Annotated in this window: 22 protein-coding genes, 1 other RNA gene and 1 pseudogene; 3 read left to right on the top strand and 21 right to left on the bottom strand. The window is 41.5% G+C overall.

Going from position 1 to position 23,377, the window contains the following annotated elements:
* Window positions 1-8: 8 nt before the first annotated feature.
* The 4 genes from BM195_RS05135 to BM195_RS05120 form a co-directional block, all read right to left on the bottom strand.
* Entirely contained in the window at window positions 9-638 is a 630-nt protein-coding gene (locus tag BM195_RS05135) for a PspA/IM30 family protein (RefSeq protein ID WP_090234585.1), read from the bottom strand.
* A 20-nt stretch (window positions 639-658) separates the two neighbouring features.
* Window positions 659-1,012, bottom strand: coding sequence for a lmo0954 family membrane protein (locus BM195_RS05130; RefSeq protein ID WP_090234582.1), 354 nt, complete (start codon window positions 1,010-1,012; stop codon window positions 659-661).
* 210 nt (window positions 1,013-1,222) lie between these two features.
* Window positions 1,223-2,221 carry an LLM class flavin-dependent oxidoreductase gene (locus BM195_RS05125; protein ID WP_090234579.1) on the bottom strand — a complete coding sequence of 333 codons (999 nt, stop codon included), beginning with the start codon at window positions 2,219-2,221 and terminating at the stop codon, window positions 1,223-1,225.
* A gap of 34 nt (window positions 2,222-2,255) precedes the next feature.
* Window positions 2,256-2,828, bottom strand: a complete 573-nt coding sequence (locus tag BM195_RS05120; RefSeq protein WP_090234576.1) for a DUF1836 domain-containing protein — start codon at window positions 2,826-2,828, stop codon at window positions 2,256-2,258.
* A 141-nt stretch (window positions 2,829-2,969) separates the two neighbouring features.
* Here BM195_RS05120 and trhA point away from each other — a divergent pair, with 141 nt between their 5' ends.
* Window positions 2,970-3,617, top strand: a complete 648-nt coding sequence (gene trhA, locus BM195_RS05115) for a PAQR family membrane homeostasis protein TrhA (RefSeq protein ID WP_090234573.1) — start codon at window positions 2,970-2,972, stop codon at window positions 3,615-3,617.
* Window positions 3,618-3,660: 43 nt separating this feature from the next.
* On the opposite strand, the gene BM195_RS05110 is transcribed toward trhA, so the two are convergent.
* The 14 genes and pseudogenes from BM195_RS05110 to secG form a co-directional block, all read right to left on the bottom strand.
* Window positions 3,661-4,716, bottom strand: a complete 1,056-nt coding sequence (locus BM195_RS05110) for a M42 family metallopeptidase (protein ID WP_090234569.1) — start codon at window positions 4,714-4,716, stop codon at window positions 3,661-3,663.
* Between the two features lie 156 nt (window positions 4,717-4,872).
* Window positions 4,873-5,133 (bottom strand): nucleotidyltransferase substrate binding protein, encoded by a 261-nt coding sequence (locus BM195_RS05105; protein ID WP_211772910.1) that lies wholly within the window; start codon window positions 5,131-5,133, stop codon window positions 4,873-4,875.
* A complete protein-coding gene (locus BM195_RS19065; protein ID WP_170848159.1) occupies window positions 5,100-5,282 on the bottom strand; it encodes a hypothetical protein in 183 nt (60 codons plus the stop codon). Before BM195_RS19065 ends, BM195_RS05105 begins: the two co-directional genes overlap by 34 nt.
* Window positions 5,283-5,513: 231 nt before the next feature.
* Window positions 5,514-7,787, bottom strand: a complete 2,274-nt coding sequence (locus BM195_RS05100; protein ID WP_170848158.1) for an Eco57I restriction-modification methylase domain-containing protein — start codon at window positions 7,785-7,787, stop codon at window positions 5,514-5,516.
* Between the two features lie 739 nt (window positions 7,788-8,526).
* Window positions 8,527-9,083, bottom strand: a pseudogene (locus BM195_RS05095) (NADPH-dependent FMN reductase).
* 175 nt (window positions 9,084-9,258) lie between these two features.
* On the bottom strand, window positions 9,259-9,561 hold the full coding sequence (locus BM195_RS05090; RefSeq protein WP_090234565.1) for a zinc-binding dehydrogenase: 303 nt from the start codon (window positions 9,559-9,561) through the stop codon (window positions 9,259-9,261).
* On the bottom strand, window positions 9,542-9,943 hold the full coding sequence (locus BM195_RS05085; RefSeq protein ID WP_090234564.1) for an alcohol dehydrogenase catalytic domain-containing protein: 402 nt from the start codon (window positions 9,941-9,943) through the stop codon (window positions 9,542-9,544). The genes BM195_RS05090 and BM195_RS05085 overlap by 20 nt, the downstream gene beginning before the upstream one ends.
* A 473-nt stretch (window positions 9,944-10,416) precedes the next feature.
* Window positions 10,417-10,783, bottom strand: a transfer-messenger RNA (tmRNA) gene (gene ssrA, locus BM195_RS05080).
* Between the two features lie 109 nt (window positions 10,784-10,892).
* Window positions 10,893-11,360 carry an SsrA-binding protein SmpB gene (gene smpB, locus BM195_RS05075; RefSeq protein WP_090234562.1) on the bottom strand — a complete coding sequence of 156 codons (468 nt, stop codon included), beginning with the start codon at window positions 11,358-11,360 and terminating at the stop codon, window positions 10,893-10,895.
* A 437-nt stretch (window positions 11,361-11,797) separates the two neighbouring features.
* Complete coding sequence (locus BM195_RS05070; RefSeq protein ID WP_090234560.1) at window positions 11,798-12,232, bottom strand: Rossmann-fold NAD(P)-binding domain-containing protein; 435 nt, start codon at window positions 12,230-12,232, stop codon at window positions 11,798-11,800.
* Between the two features lie 456 nt (window positions 12,233-12,688).
* Window positions 12,689-13,498 carry a zinc transporter ZupT gene (gene zupT / locus BM195_RS05065; RefSeq protein ID WP_090234557.1) on the bottom strand — a complete coding sequence of 270 codons (810 nt, stop codon included), beginning with the start codon at window positions 13,496-13,498 and terminating at the stop codon, window positions 12,689-12,691.
* A 177-nt stretch (window positions 13,499-13,675) separates the two neighbouring features.
* Window positions 13,676-15,862 (bottom strand): ribonuclease R, encoded by a 2,187-nt coding sequence (rnr, locus tag BM195_RS05060; RefSeq protein WP_090234555.1) that lies wholly within the window; start codon window positions 15,860-15,862, stop codon window positions 13,676-13,678.
* A gap of 50 nt (window positions 15,863-15,912) precedes the next feature.
* Window positions 15,913-16,659, bottom strand: a complete 747-nt coding sequence (locus tag BM195_RS05055) for an alpha/beta hydrolase (RefSeq protein ID WP_090234553.1) — start codon at window positions 16,657-16,659, stop codon at window positions 15,913-15,915.
* A 278-nt stretch (window positions 16,660-16,937) separates the two neighbouring features.
* On the bottom strand, window positions 16,938-17,171 hold the full coding sequence (gene secG, locus BM195_RS05050; RefSeq protein WP_090234550.1) for a preprotein translocase subunit SecG: 234 nt from the start codon (window positions 17,169-17,171) through the stop codon (window positions 16,938-16,940).
* Window positions 17,172-17,325: 154 nt separating this feature from the next.
* Between secG and BM195_RS05045 the strand changes: the two genes are divergently transcribed.
* Entirely contained in the window at window positions 17,326-18,249 is a 924-nt protein-coding gene (locus tag BM195_RS05045; protein ID WP_090234547.1) for an alpha/beta hydrolase, read from the top strand.
* 67 nt (window positions 18,250-18,316) lie between these two features.
* Window positions 18,317-20,023, top strand: a complete 1,707-nt coding sequence (ptsP, locus tag BM195_RS05040) for a phosphoenolpyruvate--protein phosphotransferase (RefSeq protein WP_090234545.1) — start codon at window positions 18,317-18,319, stop codon at window positions 20,021-20,023.
* Window positions 20,024-20,252: 229 nt separating this feature from the next.
* Here the strand turns inward: ptsP and BM195_RS05035 are convergent, their stop codons facing one another.
* The 3 genes from BM195_RS05035 to eno form a co-directional block, all read right to left on the bottom strand.
* A complete protein-coding gene (locus BM195_RS05035; RefSeq protein WP_170848157.1) occupies window positions 20,253-20,825 on the bottom strand; it encodes a nitroreductase family protein in 573 nt (190 codons plus the stop codon).
* Window positions 20,826-20,874: 49 nt separating this feature from the next.
* Complete coding sequence (locus tag BM195_RS05030; RefSeq protein ID WP_090234542.1) at window positions 20,875-21,843, bottom strand: nucleoside hydrolase; 969 nt, start codon at window positions 21,841-21,843, stop codon at window positions 20,875-20,877.
* Window positions 21,844-22,085: 242 nt separating this feature from the next.
* Window positions 22,086-23,372 (bottom strand): phosphopyruvate hydratase, encoded by a 1,287-nt coding sequence (gene eno, locus BM195_RS05025; RefSeq protein ID WP_090234538.1) that lies wholly within the window; start codon window positions 23,370-23,372, stop codon window positions 22,086-22,088.
* Window positions 23,373-23,377: the final 5 nt, after the last annotated feature.

Raw genomic sequence — 23,377 nt, 5'->3', positions numbered from 1 at the left:
AACTTCAATTAATTTTCCTTCTCTTGCATTTCTTTTTCAAGCTTGGCAATTTTACTGTCGAATGTGCTGCGATAATAGGCACTGTTTACTTTGTATTCCAGCCCTTCAATGTACTGCTCCATTTCTTCAAAGCGGGAGAAAGGCCTATCCGACGTGTCCTCTATAATTTTATTCATTTGGTGATTTGCATGTGCTATGTTCTCACGTCCCATCAACTCCATCCGGCGCAAATGCATATCTTTCAACTTGTGCTTCATATCTTCATATTTCTGTTCCAATGTTTCCAATTGCTGGACGGCCTCTTCACGGGAAGTTTTCATTCGATCAGCCCGCACTTGATATTCTTCGTGCTCTTTTATTGCAAATGCATGCATCTCTTCTTCACCGGCTTTTTCAGCGATATTTGCCTGTTTCAAACGTTTATCGGCAAAATCCTGTGCCTTATGGTATTCTCGTGTAAACTCATCCTTTAGTTTATATTGACGCTCCACCAGTTTTCGTACTTTTTCTTTTTCCTGTTCACTCTGGCGCAAATATTGATTCAGTGCTGCAATCGGGTTTTTCTGTTCCTTTTGATCCAGCATATTGTGAAGATCTGCTGAAACTGAATCTTTCATACGTGTCAATATGTTTGTCATCATAAATCACTCCTTTGATATTATCGATTCATTTCCGCCCATTGACGTTCAAAGTTTTTGAATGGATCATTTTCTTCCACTGCATGTTCAACAGATACGCCAGCATCATTTTTCCAGCTTGTGTAAATTAAATAGAGTGCATATGCAGCCGCAGCTCCGATTATCGCATAGATATTGGATAGCCCAATGGCAAGTGCAAATATCCCGGCTATGATCCAACCTATTTTACCCGCTGTAGAATCACTTTTAACAAACTGCTTAAAGATCACGTACAACAGCCATATGCTGATACCTAACAATATCATCGGTCCAAGGTTTGCCAGCAAAATAAAAAATGCAAGCAATCCTCCGACAAACAACATAAATTTCTTCATGCAACTCACCTCCTTTCTTACATTGATCATATCGAATAAATCGCTTCCTTGTAATGATCCCGAGCCATATTTTGAACTAGGTCTTAAGGCGTATAACACAAAAAAAGAGTGACCGCTGATAAACGGAACACCCTTAAAATGCAGCTATAAAATTGTCAACTTCAACAATTGCGCAATCAATCAACTCATTACTAAGATTTTCAATATTTATCACTTCAACATTTTCTTTGCTATCATTTCATACGATTGTTTCCGAGCTTCGTAACTGTTGGTAATCGTTACAATCATCCATTCGTCCACATCGTATAATGTCTGAAGCTGTTCAAGCTGCTGTTTTACCTCGTGCGGATTCCCGATAATTGACTTGTCCCGCATATTTCGCAGCTTTTCTTTTTCTTCGTCTGAGTAAGTATAATGTTTTGCCTCCGAAACCGTTGGAACCTTGCCGTCGCCTTCCCCCTTATCACGCTGAATGGACCATAATTTATTGCTCAGGGCAAGGTCCCTTGCTTCATCCGTTGTTTCCCCACATATGACCGAAACCGTCACGATTTTCTTCGGTACTTTGTCAGGATGGTGTTCTGCAAGTTTTTTCGTATAATGCTGCATAATCCTTGGGCCGTCCTGATCGCTCATGAAATGGCCGAACGTATACGGCAACCCTTTTTCAGCAGCGGCTATCGCACTTTTTTCGCTTGTTCCCAGCATCCACGGCTGAGGTGCACGATCCGGTACAGGTGTTGGCAGAATTCTGGCATACATATCGTCTTCGGAAAAATCATGGTGTAAAAACCGCAGCAATTCATCAAGCTTTTCAGGGATTTGCCGGACATTTTCCAAAAAATTCCCGGAAAGTGCCATCGACGCTTCTGCAGACCCTCCAGGTGCCCGTCCAATCCCTAAATCAATCCGCCCCGGGTATAATGTTTCCAAAAGATTATAGGTTTCCGCCACCCTGTATGGTTTATAATGCGGCAGCAGGACAGCGCCGGCACCGATTCGGATACGTTCTGTCCGCGAACCTATCATGCCAAGCATTACATCAGGATTGGGACAGGCAAGCCCCGAAACATCATGATGCTCGGCAATCCAATAGCGTGTATAGCCAAGCTCATCAGCTAACCGGGCAAGTTCAACCGATGCATTTAATGCTTCCTGTGCAGTTCTTCCCGTTGAAATGGGTGACTGGTCCAGTATGCTGAGTTTCAATTTGTATGCCTTCTTTCATGAAAATTGATCCTATCTACTGATGATTTCCGAGTTCATCCACCATCTTCTCTGCAGCTCTGCGATAGTCATTACTCATATTTGTAAACGTTGCAATCAGCAGTAATTGTTCCAGATATTCCGCATCTTTATCTTCCAATGTTTCTACTTCCTGATTAACTTCATAATAATGATCCCGAATATCTTCTTTTAATTTTTCGGCATTGTTCCCAATCAGCTGAAGATACCGTTGATAAAGAGCCTTCAGTTCGAGTCCATCATTCGTCACTTTTTCATTTAACCTGTCCAGCGTCGTCTTGACATCATTGATGGATAAAGCGCCCTTCATCTGGTAAATCATACTTATTAGGATCAGGTGTTCTCTGGTGTATTTTTTATTTTCAACCGGAAAAAATAATTTTCCTTTGGCGTAGTTATTGATCATGGTTTTGGTCAACACTTTATCATCTTCATTGCGCTTTGTATCGGCAAACTTACGTTCAAACAATTGAATGACTTGGTCCATGTATAAGTTTAAATCCGGTATCTCTTCCAGCGAGAGATGGCTATTTAAATGCAGATTTTCAGCTAATTCTTCCATACGTTTCATATCAAAAACTCCAATTGTTCTTCTTTGTACTTATTATACTCCAAGAATTGGCTAAAGTAAATCATTGACTACATTACAAAATACGTATATTATGATTATATAGTTTTTAAAACTACTTACAATAATAAAGGTGTTGAATGTATGGGTGTTTCTATTCGTGAACCGATTAACGGACTGACACATTTGTTTGGAGCAGTTTTGGCGTTAGTGGGGCTGATTGCTTTAATCATTAAGGCTTCGGTGACAGCAGATTCAATACTGGCCATCATAGCAGTGACCATATTCGGCGTAAGCATGATATTATTATATAGCGCCTCGGCAACCTATCATATGGTTATTGCCAAAGATCATGTTATTGCATTTTTACGACGGATTGATCACTCGATGATTTTTGTGTTGATTGCAGGAACATATACGCCACTATGCCTGATCAGCTTAAGCGGCTCTACAGGATGGATATTGTTTACAGCCATTAACAGTATCGCATTGATGGGCGTTGTTTTTAAGCTGGTCTGGTTCCATGCCCCCAGATGGTTATCGACAGCCCTATACGTTGCAATGGGCTGGCTTGCTATTTTCTTTAGCCCTTCTCTTGCACCAATAATCGGCAGCAATGGCATGGCTATGCTTATTCTTGGCGGAATATTTTACACGATTGGAGCATTTATTTACTGGCTGAAGCCAACGTTTCTGACGTTCAAACATATGGGATTTCATGAGATTTTTCATATATTCATTTTGATCGGCAGTCTGTTTCATTTTATCTGTGTATATGGGTATGTGCTTTGAAAAGAAGCGTGCAGATTCCCTTAAGAACCTGCACGCTTCTTTTTTATTTCGATACCATTTCTGAAAGAACATAATAATACAGCAATTTTTCTGTATTTTCCAGTGATGTCTCATGTGTCCGTTCATAGGCGTGGGACGAGTCAATCCCTGGCCCGATCAGCCCATGGACAATATCATTTCCCGCTCGAATGGCTGCTGAAGCATCCGAACCATAATAAGGGTAAATGTCCAATTGATAGCCGATTTCATTTGTTTTCGCCAATTCAGTAAGGTTTTGACGCAATCCGTAATGGTATGGGCCGCTAGCATCTTTGACACAGATGGAGACCGTATATTCATCGGTTGATTGCCCGTCTCCCATGGCACCCATATCAACCGCCAAATATTCAACCGTTTCCGATGTGATGTTGGAATTGCCGCCATAGCCAATTTCCTCATTGTTGGAAATCAGAAAGTGAGTGGTATATGGAAGGTGTTTGTTTTCTTCTTTAAGCCTTTTAATCAACTGCAGCAGGATGGCGACACTGGCTTTATCATCCAAATGACGGGATTTAATGAAACCATTGCCGGTCAATTGGACACGTGGATCAAACGAAACAAAATCACCCACTTCAATACCCAGTTCTCGGATGTCTTCTGCGGTTTCAGCTTGGGCATCAATCCGAACTTCCATATTTTCCTGGTTTCGTTTCGCATCCCCGGCGTTTTTATACACGTGAACAGATGTCTGATGCATCAGGATAGTACCAGTATAAGTTTGTCCATCAGACGTGTGAACTTCGCAATATTCCCCTTCAATTGCGTTATACTTGAAGCCGCCGATTAAATCCAAACGGAGTCGTCCATTGCTTTTAATTTCCTTGACCATCGCACCAAGTGTGTCTACATGTGCCGTTAGCATACGGTGTTCCGTATCATGCTCTCCGGGAATCGTCGCAATCAGGCCGCCTTTATTATTTCGTTTTGTTTCGACCTGCCACTGGTTTAGTTTCTGTTCAACAAATTGAATAACCTTTTCCGTGTAGCCGGATGGACTTGGAATCGAAACGATATCTTTAATCAGTTCTTTGGTTTCGGTAACATTTGGGTATGTATTCATCATAATGACTCCTCTCTCTTTTATTTATTGAATACGGCTACCATACGATCAATTCACTCATATAAAAGATGATAGATAGTTTGGCAGCTTTTCATAAATCGCCATTGCCAGATTCTCATTATACATATGCACGGTCATGTTTCGGTCATCTGCCATCTATAAACCAAGTATGGATTCTTCCTCAGATAAAACACAAACCTCCCGAGACGAGTGAATAACGCCTTTTGACGAGCCTATATCCAATCCTTCGATATCAAATGAAAATTGCTTGCCGGTTTTCCAGCATGCTTCAAAACTGAACTTAAACCGTTGAATGGCGGCATCCCGTTCAATGGTAGAAGGATCATTAACAACCAGCTCATGAAAAGCTGTTAACGTTCGGTTTACGTTTTCCATTCGTTCTCGCAGCCTTTCCATAAAATCCCATCATCCTCTACTTTTTTCACCAAAGCAGGACTAGCCCTGTCTAAATTCACCAGGTCCACATGGTATGGTAATGTGGACGCTTTAATTTCTTCACGAGGCTCAACCGTTTCGGCAATAGGTATTTCTCTGCTGGACTGCAATGCAATATCAATATCAGAAGTTCGTTTCTCTGCGTATCCCGCCTATGACCCAAACAGGTATACATTTACAGGGACACCCTGAAGCGATTGAAGAAGTATATTTTTCAGTGCATTTAACGTCTTCTCCCTTGCCGAATTTCCGAGCCCACAGCCAATCACTCCTTTTCATTTCACATATCATTATAGCACAAAAATTATTGATATCAGAAAATGAACCAGCCTTAAAACTTTTTATTCCAGAAATTCCGCTAAATGGGCATCAATTAGCTGAACTTCCTCCGCACTCAAACCGAACGCCGCTACTGCATATCTGTCGATTTTTTCGTTTAATTGCTGTTCTTTTTGGATTAATCTGCCCGTAGGATGCAAAGTTTCCCCTTTCTGACGCTGGACGTGCAGCATTTGATCCACCGCTTCTGATATCTGCTGCATTTCCTTTTCTGACACATCAGGTACAGGAAACATTTTCAGATCCTTCACCTTAAATTGCGGAAACGTTTTGCGCTGGAACTTATCAAATTTATGAATAAACCAGAATGTTATAATCTTGGAATTGATCACACCCAGCAAAAACAAGGGATCTTTTTGGAAATCGACAATATTATTGGAATTACGGTCATTCAGCATTTTTCTTTCGGTGTATACCGCGTTGATTGCATATTTTAACTTGGATGGAATTTGTCGGACTAATATTCTAGGTGCCGTAAAAATTTTCTCATGTCGTCTTGCGGCCAGATTCGGGCCATATTTGAGCCAGCTTCCGCCCCACGCAATCGAATAACGGCAGACATCCCGCCCCTCCAGATACATCCAATATGTGTCATCAACCTGACAATCACTGTGATAAACCCTGTTTTCTTTCATGAATCTCGTTTGAGGCGGAGTGCCCCTGCCAACTTCATAGGCAACCAGCCCTGATTTCACCGTTGCGACGGTACCTAATTTCAGATTTTCATTTTCAATCTTGTTCATCACATCGAGAACTCGTTTATGTTTCATCAGCGAAATATTGATGATGCTTTGCTCATCCAGCAATACCTTTGGTTCCACTTCAGCAACGATTTCGACATGTTCGTTGACATATTCCCCCAGCTTAACGGTGGTTGGCTCGGTTTTCTGGAAAATAAGCAAACATGTATCGACATCTGCCTGTTCAAACATGCGGTGATGTATATTAATCATTTTCAGATTGCCGGTTTGTTCCAGCAGAAACCGTCGCATTTTTCTGCATGAATCAATTGTCAGCAGGTTGTTCGGAACAATAAAACCAAGCCACCCTCCCTGTTTCAGCAAATAATAAGATCGTTCAATGAATAATAAATATGTATTAATCTGATATTCCGTCAGATCGTAATAACTGTTAAAATAATTTTTCTCTGCCTTTGTGAACCCTTCATTTCGCGCAAAAACATACGGGGGATTGCCAATAATTACATCAAAGCCGCCATCATCCATAATAGCCGGAAATTCCTGATGCCAGTCAAATGCCCGTTCCGTAATAACCTGTTGATCAATAATGGCATTGCCTGTTTTCAGATTACCATCTAGCAATGGCCAATAAGTCTTTTTATCTGCCGTTTTAAGCCATAAAGACAATTTAGCCAATTCAAGGCTGTTCTCGTCCAGTTCAACACCGAACAAATTTTCCGTTACGATATTTACATTTGCTGGCATCGTTTCTGACGTGTTTTTATTCACTTTATCCCACTGGTTCTTCAACAAATCATAAGCCGTATTCAGGAAAGCGCCACTGCCTGCAGCCGGGTCGAGAATTTTAACCGATTTCAACTGCTGCAGTAACATCCGGTTCAATTCAGTATGCTGTTCCGAACCCTCTCCGGCTGCCCTTTCATCTACTTCCCGTTTTCTGTCTTCAATCCAATTCAGTAATGTCTCCTGCAGCAGCAACCTGGTAATACCGGAAGACGTATAATATATGCCATTTTTCTTACGCTTTCCCTGCTGAGGTTCATAATTTTCACCCGTCATCCCTGCCTGCATTTCTTCCACATCACTGATCGATTGTTCAAGGATGTAACCAAGTAAACTGAAGTCGAGATCTGCAGCAAAATCAAATTTAGTCATCGTTCCAAATACAGGAAAAATTCGATCCGTGATAACCAACTGATCTAAAACATCATCTTTTCGAAACAACTTGAGGTTTAACTGACTGATCACCATTTCCGAATGGCCTTTTTCAATTGAACGGAACAGACCTTTCAATTCTTCCCACAGATCGGTACTATCCGTATTAAATGTATGTTGTGCCGTCTCGACAATGCCTCTGAACACATTTTGAGGTATCAGCTTATAATTTTCAGCAAAACAAATGAATAACACCCGGTCGATAATTCTCTGTGTCTTGTCAACAAGAACACGTTCACGCCATTGCCCGTTTTGTTCCAGTAAATGCGTAAATAATGCATTACGCACTTTTTGGTATTCCTGATAAAACGCTCTGGCTGTTACATTACCTTTCTTGTTCTCAAATTCTTTAACAGGCATCCTATCACCCTCTTTTGGCATATGCGAACAAATCTATTGTAACACAGTGAAGTTTTCAGGAATTGCAATTCTAAATCAGCAAGAATATGCAGACGGATCAATATAATTTGTAACTTATATATCTGAAATCTTCAGGAAAAGTGTCATATAAAGCTGAATATTTTAGCATGAGGATGTCAACTCAAACAAATGAATATATGTTATACTGAAGGGACAATAGATTGGCTTCGCATGAGGGGTTAGGCACCTTCCTTTAGGGATGCTTCCCAAAAAGGGGGTGATGCCCATGGCTGTAGAGACGACTTTGACGTTAATGATATCCTTTGGGATGTTAATTGCGTTTATGATGTCGGAGAACAACCATAAAAAATAACCCCTCATATGCCTTAGCCGGGTACTGAGGGATTATCTTCCAGTGCCGAACCCCTCTTGACGGGGTTGGTCTATTGGAAACCGTCTCATGCTGTAACATGGGGCGGTTTTTTATATCATATGTGCTTTTGATGTTATTATACCATAATTTGATGATTTGTACACATGAATCACAGGTGATTTTGAACAAAATTATGCATTGTAACTTATACGATATATTCGCATCAAAATAAAGCATAAACTTGCACAGCCAGGTATGTCAGTGCTCCTTCTAAAAAGATTTAAAGACGGAATTTCAATTGTAATTATAAAAAAGTTGTTCCAGGTTACCAAGTAACAACTTTTTTACTATAAGATATAATCTCGGCTAAGTCCTAAGCGGTTTTAACGCTTTACTCCAGCTGATAATCTCATCGAGTAATTCATGTAAAGCATCTACTTGATAACTGGCTGGTTTAAGTTCGTTAAAATTTTCAAAATCAGTAATCAGTGATAGTGTTACTTGAGTTCTAACATCTGCTACCATTAGTTCTCCCATAATTAATCTTAAGTTTTCTACAGCTCTTACACCACCATTCCCACCATAACTCACAAAGCCTGCAGCCTTGTGATTCCATTCTTTATACAAATAATCAATCGCATTTTTTAATGCACCAGTTGTTGCATGATTATATTCGGGAGTCACAAATAAAAATCCATCAAAACTTCTATTGTATTGGCCCATTTTTTTGTATGTGATTTACTATATTGCCCTAATACAGCTGGCCTAGGCTCATCAAGTAATGGCAGTTGATAATCTGCTATATCAACTAACTTGAACATAGCGTCATTCCGATTTTGAGCAATGCTATATACCCACTCTGCCACTTGTGCACCTTTTCGCCCTGGTCTTGTTGATCCTAAAATAATAGCGATTTTAGTCATTTTTATGTCTCCTTTAGAAATAGTTATGAATTTATAGTAAAAACGACTTTACCATGGCCATGTCCAGATTCCACTTCTCGATGTGCTTCAACAGAACAGCCTCATCAAGGGTGAAAGTTTTTCGGACATAGACTTGAAGTAGCCCTTCTTCAACTAATTGTGTTAATTGACAAAGTCATGCTTGTGTTCGTTCACCTACAACTGTTTTCACTCCTGTTTTTTCAACATGATGGCGTGATGCTGTTGTAATGATTCGATCATTAGATGGCACTAATTTAATCGAAGCATCTAACGCTTCAGATCCCGCAGCATCAAGAGCAGCATCTATTCCTTTCGGGACTATATTTTTTACGTTTTCGACCAATTCTTCTCCATAATTGATTGGAATAGCACCAAGCTTACGTAAATAGTCATGATTGGCTTCACTCGCTGTACCAATCACTTTTGCCCCTCTAGTTCTAGCAAGTTGGACAGCCATTGTTCCAACTCCCTCCTGCAGCTACGTAAATGAGTAAGGTATCCTCTTTTGAAATATTAATTCCATCAAGCGCCATAAGTGCAGTTTGGCCGGAAGCTGACAATGCCCCTGATTCTTCCCAACTCATATGGCTAGGTTTTTTCACAACTTGGTTTGGATTAACTACCACGTACTCTGCATGAGCAGAAAATGTTGTCCAACCAATCACATGATCCCCCTTTGATATTGAGGTTACATCCGATCCAACCTCCACAACAATACCTGAAACCTCATTCCCGAGAAGCTGAGGTGATTCGATAACCATATCCTTAAAGAAGTCACTTCTTATTTTTACAACAGGCTGTAATCCCGCGGCCGCTGCCATTACTTTTATACGACGCAACTATTCCAAGTGCTCGACCTCGGCTTTCCTTTTGTACAAATCGAACCGGAATAAGCATCGATAAGGTCGGAATAGATGATGCTCCAATACCTTGTAACATCCGACTTACGATTAATCACAATGTTACCTAATTCGTTAGTGGAAAAGAGTGAGTTAACAACTGTTGTGCAAATCAAGAATCCAATTTCCGAAAGAATTTATTATTTGTCCTGGAAGGATGATCGATATCTATCACGTGCGGCACAAAAGTTTCGTGAAACACTGATTGAACATTATACTCGATTGAGTGTAAGTAATGTAGAAAATTAGCTAAATGAAAATGTTAACAGTCTATTAAAAAGGTTCTCAGTCAAATGTAACATTTATTTTAGAGGCAAAAATGAGTTTGTATATGTATATAAACAAAAAACTGTAAACACTATTGTGTTTACAGCTCATTATATTCGAGCATAAAAAACCACCAACATATGTATTGGTGGAGACGGTGGGAATCGAACCCACGTCCAGAGATATCGCCACTCAGACATCTACACGCATAGTTGACAAATTATCATTCACTTACCGTTCGGCCTGCCAACAGGCTTTCCGGCAGCTAGTCTGATTGGGTTCTGCCAGCATCCTCAGACGGTGGATGCCGGAATAGCCCGCTTCATTTGAGACCCTTCAATCTGCCACACGGGCGATAGCAGGAAGGATCGCTTTAGACAGTGCTTAGGCAGCTGCTAAAGCTGGTGAATTGTTTTCTTCGCCAGTTATATTTAGACGAGTAACGTTTTACGAGCCGTAACCTCGACGCGCAGTCTGAGCTCAATCTATCCCTGTCGAATCCGTAACGTCCCCATAAAAGATTGGAGAATACGCCCGGATAGAACGAGCACTATTCATTTATCTGTCATTACGACAATTATAATTTTAACAAAAATTCTTTGAAAGTCAAGTGCCGGCGAGTTTACTGCAAGCTTTCCTTAACAGCACGATCAGCGTCACGCTTCATTTGCTTTCGTTTCAGATCCTCTCGTTTATCATATTTCTTTTTCCCTTTCCCAACGCCAACCAATACTTTGGCAACACCGTTTTTGATATACACTTTCAACGGTACAAGCGAATAACCTTTTTGCTGCATTAGACCAACTAATTTATCAATTTCTTTTCGGTGAAGCAGCAACTTCCGTGAACGTGTCGGATCGTGATTAAACCGATTCCCTTGCTCGTATGGTGCAATGTGCATATTGACAAGCTGTACTTCACCCCGATGATCAATCCTTGCATGGGAATCCTTCAAATTGATACGGCCGGCACGAATTGATTTGATTTCCGTTCCCTGCAAAACAATGCCAGCTTCATACGTTTCTTCTATAAAAAAATCATGTCTCGCTTTTTTATTCTGAGCGATTGTTTTCCCATTTCCTTTCGGCATACATACTTCCTCCCACTACTTGCGTGCCAACTTATTTTAACAGAAAAAAGTCGTTGTGCCAATTGGCAATGGGCTCGTTTTCGGTCTACAATGTATTGCAAAATCCACTTCATTCAACGTATTGTATAGTGCCTATTTCACCGTTCTTCATATTGACATGGCCGGAAACTTCAGCTGTCTTTAGCTCCCCACCTTCTCTTTTATCATGGTCTTTTTTCCCATGATTCCAATGTGCCAACGATCATCTTCGTTTTACTTCCTTTGACTGCTTGAATGACACCCTCTCATATTTCTTGATGCGTTAACCACCTGGAAGCAGAACCATTATCAATAAAACCTAATTGGACTTCCTTTACATGACAATTCTTCGGGAAACGAATCTCCGTTTTTTTAATATGCGATCTATTACTGCTGTTGCCTTTAATAAGGATTAACGATCATGGCTGATGTGTTTGACGTTTGGTTATCATTGTCTTTATGGTTTGAATAGCAGTTGGAGCAGTACTATGAATCCAATCGCCAAACATAATTATCGTATTATGCTGCATATGTGCATGTTTTATCTCGTTTTCTAAAGCTAATGTGTCGGTATAATCCAATTTCTTGACTTCAAGTTCATGTTCACCATACTTTTTCTTTAATAGATCTAAACGTTGTCTATTCCTTTCAAAAGCAATCGTATGATTAGCATGAGCTGCAATCCATCCGGTCGCTTCTGCAAGCATTCCCGTCCCACCAAAAATCAATACATTACCTGGATTCAATATGTTTTCCAACCCCGTCTTTATTTCTTGACTTGTTTGTATTAAATGGTATCGGATACACTTCCTGCTCAAATCATAAAACCGAACATGACATACTAGTTCGTTCAAAGTCTGACTTCCTTCACCAAATATCAAAAATCCGCCTGGGACAAAAGTATATTAGCCAAAGGTAAATCCGAACGATGATTCCACTATGAGTGAAATAGTTCGTATTTATCTTTTGAGGTATGTTTGAAAATTTATTGCGCATAATCAATCAACGGAGAAGTCACTTGGTCTTAGATTTGCTTGCTTCCATGCTTTTGTTGGTGAGTGCATGATGGTCGCTGCGGAAAAATACGCCCTTTCCGGGGAGGCTGAGGCCATGCCCATGGAAAGCGCAGTATGCTGCCGGAGCAAATGATGATCGCACGTAACTAACATCAGAATAAAAGGAAGGCTGCACCAAGACAAATGTGACTGTTGAAAAAGTAAAATGCTGTACTTCCTCTGCCCTGTCTTTAGCGTGGAAAGTTTTAATTGTGTCCTAGCCTCACCCTTTAACAAAGACTATTTTTAATTAAATTATATAAACAACAACAAACTCAGTGCCATAACAGCCATTCCACCGATCAGTCCGTAAATCGATACGTGTGCTTCGTCGTATTTTTTGGCTGCCGGCAGCAGTTCATCAAGTGATATGAACACCATAATACCGGCAACTGCAGCAAAAATAACCCCAAACATGATGTCATTCAAAAATGGCATCAATATCAGAAATCCAACGACGGCACCGATCGGCTCAGCAATTCCAGATAGAAAAGACCAGCGGAATGCTTTGCGCCGATCATTTGTCGCATAATAAATCGGTACAGATACGGCAATACCTTCAGGGATGTTGTGAATGGCGATAGCAAATGCGATTGCCAGCCCAAGTGCCGGATCCTGTATGGCAGACATAAATGTGGCAATGCCTTCGGGAAAATTATGAATACCAATGGCCAGTGCCGTAAACGTCCCCATTTTTAACAGAGCGGGATCATTCACTGTCGTACCGTTCTTTCGCATATCCTCTACTTTTTTTGTTTCATGCGGATTAGAGTGTTTCGGGATGAACCGGTCAATTAAGGCAATCAGCAGAATCCCGCCAAAAAAGCCAGCCACAGTCAGCCAATTACCGCCCTCTTCTCCCAATACGCCAACCAATGACTCCTGTGCTTTCGCAAAAATATCGATCATAGACACATAAATCATTACACCAGCAGAAAAACCAAGTGCAAACGACAGGAATTTGGTATTGGTTGTTTTTGCAAAAAAAGCCAGTATACTGCCGATACCAGTTGCCAGGCCCGCAAATAGCGTAAACAAAAACGCAATAATAACCTCCTGCGACATGTTACATTCACCTTCTTTGTTGTTCTTATTAACAATTGTTTACCTAAGGAAACTTTTATAGATACAGTTATATTCTATTCCTCCACAACACAAAATGCAACCCTTTTTGTTAGAAAATAAAAAAAGACTAACATGATGCTCGTACACATCACATTAGTCTTTCCTTTTTTCTGCTTCTTACTTTTTCACTTTTTTCGCCTTGATCTTTTGCTTGCTTTTCTTCTTAGGCTGCTTGGTTGTTACGAGCTCAAAATCAACGACACGTTCATCAATATTTACTTTGACAACCCGCACATCGACTTCTTCACCGATCCGGTACATATTGCCCGTACGTTTACCGATCATCGCATGATTACGGTCATCGTAATGATAATAATCATCGGTCAGGTAGCTGACGTGAACCAGCCCTTCAATTGTATTTTCCAGCTCCACAAACAAGCCGAAATTGGTGATAGAGCTAATCACGCCGGTATATTTCTCACCAATTTTATCCTGCATGAACTCGGCTTTTTTCAAGTCATCCGTTTCCCGCTCGGCATCAACCGCAGTCCGCTCCATTTCGGATGAATGACGGGCGATATCCGGCATCCGTTCCTTCCAATGACTGATCGTCTTTGCATCCATCTGTTTATCAATCAAATACGTTCTGATCAGCCGGTGAACTGTCAAATCAGGATAACGCCTGATTGGGGATGTGAAATGGGTGTAAAACTCAGTCGCCAGTCCGAAGTGCCCGATACTTTGCGGGTCGTATTTTGCCTGCTGCATCGAGCGCAGCATCAATTTGGAGACGATCATTTCTTCAGGCTTGCCCTTCACTTCCTCTATCAATTTCTGCAGTGCTTGGGGATGAATTTCATTTGCTGTACCTTTAACGACATAGCCTAGTCCAGCGATGAATTCAAAAAAGTGCTGAAGCTTGCTTTCATCCGGATCCTGGTGAATCCGATGTATAAATGGAACATCCATCCAGTGAAAATGTTCCGCAACCGTTTCGTTTGCTGCCAGCATGAATTCTTCAATCAACCGTTCGGCAACAGACCGTTCGCGGAGTATGACATCTTCCGGTTTTCCACTTTCATCGACCAGTACTTCGGCTTCTTTAAAGTCGAAATCGATGGCACCGCGATCCATCCGTTTGTCGCGCAGTATTGCAGCCAATGTTTCCATGTCTTCAAACATTGGAACGAGCGGCTTATACCGTTCACGGACTGCTTCATCCCTGTCGACCAGGATCTTATTCACATCATGATATGTCATGCGTTCATCCGTCCTGATCACGCTTTGGAAAATTTCGTGATTCACTACTTCGCCTTTTGCACTCATTTCCATTTCACAGCCGAGTGTGAGCCTGTCCACTTGTGGGTTTAAGGAACAAATGCCATTTGACAACCGATGCGGAATCATCGGAATGACACGGTCAACCAAGTAGACACTCGTAGCACGTTCGATTGCCTCCTGGTCAATCGGAGAGTTTTCCTCCACATAATAACTCACATCTGCAATATAAACGCCAAGTTTGTAGTTGCCGTTATCCAATTTTTTAACAGATACCGCATCATCCAAGTCTTTCGCATCTGCACCGTCAATCGTGACAATCTGTTCATCTCTTAAATCACGGCGGTTTTCGATTTCCGCCGGATCAATCGCATCCGGTGTATTTGCGGCTTGTTCAAGCACCTCTTCCGGAAAATCAATCTTGATACCGTGTTTATGAATAATCGATATGATATCAATCCCTGGGTCATTTTTATGCCCAAGAATATGGACAATTTCACCTTCTGCACTCATGCGGCCTTCCGGAAATTTCGTAATATGGGCGATCACCTTATGTCCGCTCACTGCACCGCCTGTCATGCTCTTTGGAATAAAAATATCATTCGGAATTCGTTTATCATCAGCAACGACAAACCCGAACGATTTATTATCCTCAAACGTTCCGACGACCTGATGAGTCGCCCGCTCCAAAATCCGGATAACCGTTCCTTCTGGTCTGTTACCATCGTCATTTCGCTTTTCAATTCGTACCATTACTTTGTCATTATTCATAGCAGATGCCAGATCAGAATGGTGGATATACACATCTGATTGGCTGTCATCATCCGGAATCAAAAAAGCAAATCCTTTGGCATGCATTTGTATTCTGCCGCGGATGAGATTCATTTTTTCCGGAAGTCCAAAGCGATTTTTGCGGGTTCGCACAAGTTCTCCGGCTTCTTCAAGTGCATTCAATGCCTTGACCAGTTCCTTAAATTCGACGGCGTCCTGCAAGCCGAGTGCTTCCTCCAGTTCACCTACTGCTAATGGTTTGTCATTATGTTCATTAAAATACTCACGTAATTTCTCCTGCATAGTTTCATCCATGTTCTCACCTTCTTTCTACTGCTATTATTCACGTTTTTTCTTAATTATAATCATTCGCTCCAGTCAAGTGATTCGAGGAATTGATAGATATCATCATGCAGTTGTTCTTTTTCTTTGTCCATCGTAATCACATGACCTGATTCCTCATACCATTTGATGTCTTTTTGATTGGCTTCCACATTATCATAAATGTATTGAGCGCTGTCCGTATTAATCATTTCATCCTGCTGCGCCTGCACGACAAACGTTGGGATGTAAATCGTATCAATATGTTGATTCACCTCGGTGATCAGGTCAGCTAAATCCGAAAACATATCACGAGAATTGTCAACGAGTTCCTGCACCTCTTTTTGAATCGTGTCTTTATCTTTCCCCTCGAGCTGTTTAAACTCGGTTGCTTTAAACTTATACCCTTTCGTCAGTTCGTCTTCGTTATCAAAAAACATCGGTGCACACATTGGAATAATGCCCTTCACCTGTTCAGAGTATGCGAGTTTCAAACCCAACACACCGCCAAGTGACAACCCAGCAACCGCTATTTCCTTATACCCCAGTTCCTTTAGATGGTTAAATGCATTCATGACATCTTCCCACCATTCATCCGCACTCGCTTTTACCAGCTCCTCAGGCTTTTTTCCATGTCCGCGGTAGATCGGTGCATGGCTTGTGTATCCCTTTTTCTCCAAAAACCGCCCCAGCATGCGCACATCGGCTGAATGGCCGGTAAATCCATGCAATAACAATACCGCACGCGGACCGGCTTCAAACGTAAAAGGCTTCGGTAATTTAATGTTCATGATGTATCTCATCTCCTTCTATCATTCCTAGTTCATATCATGTACCTTCCCCTATTATTAAATTGCGAAAATAGAGTGAACCTTCAATCATCGAGAAGATATTTTGTCCACTGATTGATAGATGAACGAATCGGACATTACGACGCACAGGACGTCGCATTTTGATCTGCCTGGCAGTTGTCCCCATTTATTTCTTTGGTTTAATCAGATAAGGGCCTGCTGCCAGTTAGATGTGGGATAGATAAACCCTTATCGCCATTTGCGATAAGGGTTTGAGTTCACTGCAAAATATACGCACTCAAAAAAGCCAGAACAAAGAACAGTACGCCGGTAACGATTGTCCCCCGATGTAAAAACAAATCTGCTCCCCGTGCTTTTTGTTTACCGAAAAGCTGCTCGGCTCCACCCGAAATCGCTCCGGAAAGTCCGGCACTTTTTCCCGATTGCAATAAAATTAATACAACCATAATAACGGCATCAATCAACAATGCGATATGAATCAAACTTGCCATAAAGCGCACCCCCAGTCAGAAACACTATATACCTACAATTTACTTTAGCACAACCCCGTCATCCATCGCAAGTGATCTTGAGCTTAATTTTGGACGTATCCGGATTTTCGTTTATCATAAAAATAATGACATGTTTCAGAATGGATGATAAACAATGGAAAAGACATTTTGGTTCACACAGCCTGACAACATCAAAATATATGTAAAAAAATGGTTCACCCCTGAAAACAAGCCGAAAGCAATTGTCCAAATCGCCCACGGTATGGCAGAACATATTGGGCGTTATGATGATTTTGCTGATTTTTTGGTTGAAAACAATATTTTTGTATATGGAAATGATCACCGCGGACACGGCAAAACCGGTGAAAAACAGGGGATACTCGGATATTTTGCTGACGAAAACGGATTTGAAACGGTAACGGATGACTTGTATGCAGTCACTAAACAAATCAGACAGCATTACCCGGACACATCACTGTTTTTGCTAGGGCATAGTATGGGATCGTTTTTAACCAGACATTTCATTCAAGTGCATAGCGAACTTGTCGATGGCGTTATATTGACTGGAACAGGCCATTATTCCCGATTCACCAGTGAAACAGCGCGGAGAATAGCTGCAAATCTGCCGCCAAAAGAAAAATCAGGCTTGATGAATGCACTGGTCTTTTCATCATTTAACAAGCGTGTTCAAAACAAAAAAACAAAATTAGACTGGCTTTCCCGTGATGACAGAATGATTCAATCGTACATTGATGATCCATACTGCGGATTCATTCCAACAGCAGGGTTTTTTAAAGATTTAATGACCGGATTGACACTGATTCATGACCAAAAAAGGAACCGGCAAATTCGCTCCGACCTGCCAATGCTCATCGCAGGCGGAAATGAAGACCCTGTCGGTGACTATGCAAAAGGGGTCTGGAAAACAGCGGAATTGTACAATGATGCAGGACTCAACGACATCATGACCATTTTATTTGAAAAAAGTCGGCATGAATTATTAAATGAACGGAACCGGGATGAAATTTACCGGATTCTGTTAAACTGGGTCATTGGTTTGACAAGCAAGATTTCTTGATTTGATGCCGAACAAACATGTAAAATGTAGAATGGAGTAAATTTTTATCGAAGGGTTGGTCAATATCATGATTGAAGGAATTGCCGCATCGAATGGAATTGCGATCGCCAAGGCGTATCAGCTTGTCACACCGGAATTAACATATGAAAAAAAATCAATCGATGATCCAAATAAAGAAGTCGAACGTCTGGAAAAAGCGCTCGATACAGCCAAAGAAGAACTGGAAAAAATACGGGCGCATACCAGGAAGGAAATGGGAGATGAACATGCCGAAATTTTTTCAGCCCATTTGCTCGTTTTGGATGATCCGGAACTGGTTAACCCGATTAAAGATAAGATTAGGAACGAAAATGTGATAGCTGAAACCGCTTTGGAAGAGACAACCAATATGTTCATCGACATGTTTAAAAATATGGATAATGAATATATGCGGGAACGTGCTGCTGATATTCAGGACGTTGCAAAACGCGTGCTGGCACACTTGCTTGGGGTCACAATTCCCAATCCGGGGCTGATCGATGAGGAAGTAATTGTCATCGCCAAAGACTTAACCCCATCCGATACTGCACAGCTGAATCGGGAATTTGTCCAGGGTTTTGCAACGGATATTGGCGGAAGGACATCACATTCAGCGATCATGGCCAGATCACTGGAAATACCCGCTGTAGTCGGCACTAAGGAAATCACGGATATAGTTCAGCACAATGATATGGTTATCGTCGATGGGATTGAAGGAAAAGTTATTTTGAATCCTTCTGATGATGAATTGGCATCCTACAAGAAAAAACAGGCAAACTTCGACAAGCAAAAAGAAGAATGGGCCGAATTGAAGGATGAGCCAACCATTACAGCTGATAAAGAGCAAGTAGAACTGGCAGCGAATATCGGTACACCGGACGATGTTGCAAGTGTCCTTGCCAACGGAGGAGAGGGAATCGGCTTATATCGCACTGAATTTTTATACATGGGAAAAAGCCAATTACCTACAGAAGATGAGCAATATGATGCCTATAAAACCGTGCTTGAGCAAATGGAAGATAAACCGGTTGTCGTCCGCACGTTAGATATTGGCGGGGATAAGGAATTAAGCTATTTGGACTTGCCTGAGGAACTAAACCCATTTTTAGGGTTCCGCGCCATTCGCTTCTGCCTGGAAAATGAGGATATTTTCCGTACGCAGCTCCGAGCATTGCTTCGTGCCAGTGCACACGGCAATTTAAAAATTATGTTCCCAATGGTCGCGACACTGGAAGAGTTTCAGCAGGCAAATAATATTCTGCTGGACGAAAAGCAAAACCTGAAAGACGAAGGTATCAGCGTATCTGATGATATTGAAGTTGGTATCATGGTCGAAATTCCATCAACTGCTGTGATCGCCAAACAGTTTGCCAAAGAAGTTGACTTTTTCAGCATCGGTACCAATGACCTGATTCAGTATACAATGGCAGCTGACCGCATGAATGAGCGTGTATCCTATTTGTATCAGCCTTACCATCCGGCGATTTTAAATCTGATCAGCACGGTGATTGAAGCTGCACACGCCGAAGATAAATGGGTTGGCATGTGCGGTGAAATGGCCGGTGACTCGATTGCAATCCCTGCATTGCTCGGACTCGGACTTGATGAATTCAGCATGAGCGCAACATCCATTCTCCCGGCACGCACGCAGATCCGCGGACTGTCGCAAGAAAAAATGGCTTCCTGCAAAAATAAATTTTTATCTATGGGTACTGCTGAAGAAGTAGTCGAATTTGTCAAAGAGAAAACCGAATAACGGATGGACGCTCGGAATCTAATATGATTTCCGGGCGTTTTATGATTTGAGCCATTGTCTTACTAATTTTTTCACTTTCCTTTCCGTCGATTCATTTTTTTCTGTTGATTTCCGCTTTCTTCTGTTGATATTCTTGCTCTTCTGTCGATTCCTTTTCTGTTCTGTTAATATCTACCCATTCAGCAAATTTCTTACTCACTCTATAAATAATCATTCCTCAACCCAAAGTTCATCTCGAAATAAATTCCAGTTTATCAGTAATGGGGGTTCTTCCTTTATCATGAGGTATTTTTTCCGGATAGCCCATCTGCATGACGGCTGCAATTTTTTCTTTCCTGCTGTCCAGTCCGATATCCTCAAGAAATGTTTCATCATGCATATATGGCGTAATCGTCCAGAGCATACCGACCCCATATTCCCAGGCGGCAAGCTGCGCATTTTGAATAAATGCACAAATACTGGCATACTCCTCCTCATATCGGACAGGATCTTCTTCCTTTCGAAAATAAATCAATGCATGATGCGGAATCTGCAATAAAAATTGTCTCATAGATTTAATCATGTTTCGTGTCTTTGGATCATCACCAGATTTCAGCATACCTATCCGCTGATAGCTTGCTATTATAGCATCAACAAAACTTGTCTTTCCTTCCTTTTCATAAAGCTTTATATTCCACGGTTCTTTCATATAATGTGTCGGTGCATAAGACCCATAAGTAAAAATGTCCTGCATAATAGATTGGTCTACTTCTTCACGTTTAAAGTTATAAATAGACCTGCGTGTTTTGATGGCTGTTAACATATCGATGGGGATCACCTCGTTCAAAAGCTCTTTCCATTTATTATGCCATTCATTGAAACGCCCGCCCAGTCATAATGGACATAAAATAACTATAAAATTGCCAGTAATCAAGATCTAATGCAATACGGTGATGTTTTTCATCTTCAGCTTTGCCCTCCAACACATCGCCATACGGTCTGATATCAGCAATACTTTGACCTCTTTCAACACCATTTCTGCTTTGAATAATATCAACCGGTAAATATCTGAATGTAAACATTTCATCATAAACAGTTGCCATTAATGTTACGACATCATGCAGCGGACTCCCTTGTATCCTCGGATTCCGTTGTTTATAGAAATTATAGTAATAGTCCAACAGCGGCTTTACAATTTTCGCCTCTCCCACCTGATTGATATGATCTACCATTTGCGGTGTTGCAATGGCCTGTCGCGTAACATTTAACGGAATAATCGTTACATTAGATGCATTTTTCAAAACCAGCTGTGCTGCAATTGGATCACCGTAAAAGTTCGCTTCCGACACTGCCGTAGCATTGCCTGGAACCCAGAACGCACCTCCCATCATATAAAAACGCTGTACATTTTCCATGATAGACGGATACTTGATAAACATCGTGGCAAGTGATGTTAACCTTCCCATATTAACAATCGCTAAATCCTGATTACGATACTGTTTTATAATTTCAACGGCCTCAAAAAAATTTTCTACCAAACCGTCATTGGTCACAAGCGGCGGTTCAATTGGACCTAGCCCGTACTCACCATGAATTTCGGGTTGAAATACAGGATCTTCTCCTGTCATAGGAATGTGTGCACCTGAAATAACCTGAACAGATGGCTCAATATCAAACAGTTCTCTGACATAATTCACATTTGCCAAAGCTTTCTCCCTGGGAATGTTCCCATAATTAGCTACGACACCAACAATATCGATTGCGGCGTCAAAATAGGCATATATTAATGCAATAGTATCATCAATGCCAATATCCCCGAACACCAACACCTTTTGTGCCACATATATCCTCTCCCAAAATTGGAATAGTTGCCCAGTTAACTTTATTCAACCATAAATTTGTCCTATACCCGAAAAAATGTCAAATCAATGCCCCTTTTTTACCATTACAATCTTTTGTAGTTATACAAAAGAGGGCATCACTTGAAAAAAAGATTTACGAGATGGATAACAGGTGTGGCATTGGGGTGCTAGCTGAGCATAAAAAAAGAGACGGAAAATCCGTCTCCAGTAACTTCACATGTTTATTTTTTCAACTGATAAAAAGCATCCAGTCCGGCATACTCTCCCATGCCTGCGAGTTCATCTTCAATACGGAGCAGCTGATTGTATTTTGCCACACGATCGGTGCGGGATGGTGCACCAGTTTTAATTTGTCCCGCATTTGCAGCAACCGCAATATCCGCAATGGTTGCGTCTTCCGTTTCGCCGGATCGGTGGGAAATAACAGCTGTATAGCCGGCACGTTTAGCCATTTCGATTGCCTCAAAGGTTTCAGTCAGCGTACCAATCTGATTTACTTTAACAAGGATGGAGTTGTCGACACCCTGTTCAATGCCTTGGGAAAGCTTGCTGGTATTGGTCACAAACAGATCATCGCCAACGAGCTGTACACGATCACCGATCCGGTCGGTCAACAGTTTATGGCCTTCCCAATCATTCTCATCAAGTCCGTCTTCAATCGAAATAATTGGATATTGATTAATCAGATTTTCGTACCAGTCAACCATCTCTGCAGCCGTACGGACAACACCTTCACCTTTAAGATGGTACTTGCCATCTTCAAAAATTTCCGAGGAAGCGACATCCATAGCCAGCTTGACTTCTTCACCTGATTTATATCCGGCAGCTTCAATGGCTTCAACAATGGTGCCAAGTGCTTCTTCGTTGGAACTAAGATTCGGTGCAAAACCGCCTTCATCACCGACACCAGTATTATAGCCTTTGGATTTCAGCACTTTTTTTAGGGAATGGAAAACCTCTGCACCGGTCCGCAGTGCTTCTTTAAATGTTGAGGCAGCAACAGGCATAATCATGAACTCCTGAATATCAACGTTATTGTCTGCATGCTCCCCCCCATTTAAAATGTTCATCATCGGCGTTGGAAGTGTTTTGGCATTAAAGCCGCCCAAATAGTTGTATAACGGCAGTTCCAGGTAGCTTGATGCAGCTTGTGCGACAGCCATGGAAACACCAAGGATTGCGTTAGCCCCAAGATTACCCTTGTTTTCTGTCCCGTCAAGCTCAAGCATGATTTGGTCAATGATATTTTGTCGTGTTACATCAACCCCCAACAGCTCAGGGGCAATCACATCATTTACATTTTCAACAGCTTTTTGCACACCTTTGCCCAAATACCGGTTTTTATCGTCATCACGCAACTCAACCGCTTCATATTCGCCAGTTGAGGCACCACTTGGCACTAAAGCTGCACCAAATGCACCAGATTCAGTAAATACTTCTACTTCAACTGTCGGGTTACCGCGGGAATCAAGCACCTCGCGTGCATAAACGTCTGTAATGTATGGCATTCCAA

The sequence above is a fragment of the Lentibacillus halodurans genome, assembly GCF_900112045.1.
GTDB classification, from domain to species: Bacteria; Bacillota; Bacilli; order Bacillales; family Amphibacillaceae; genus Lentibacillus; species Lentibacillus halodurans.
Note: the sequence above shows the minus strand (reverse complement) of the source record. Positions and strands in the feature narration are given on the sequence as shown.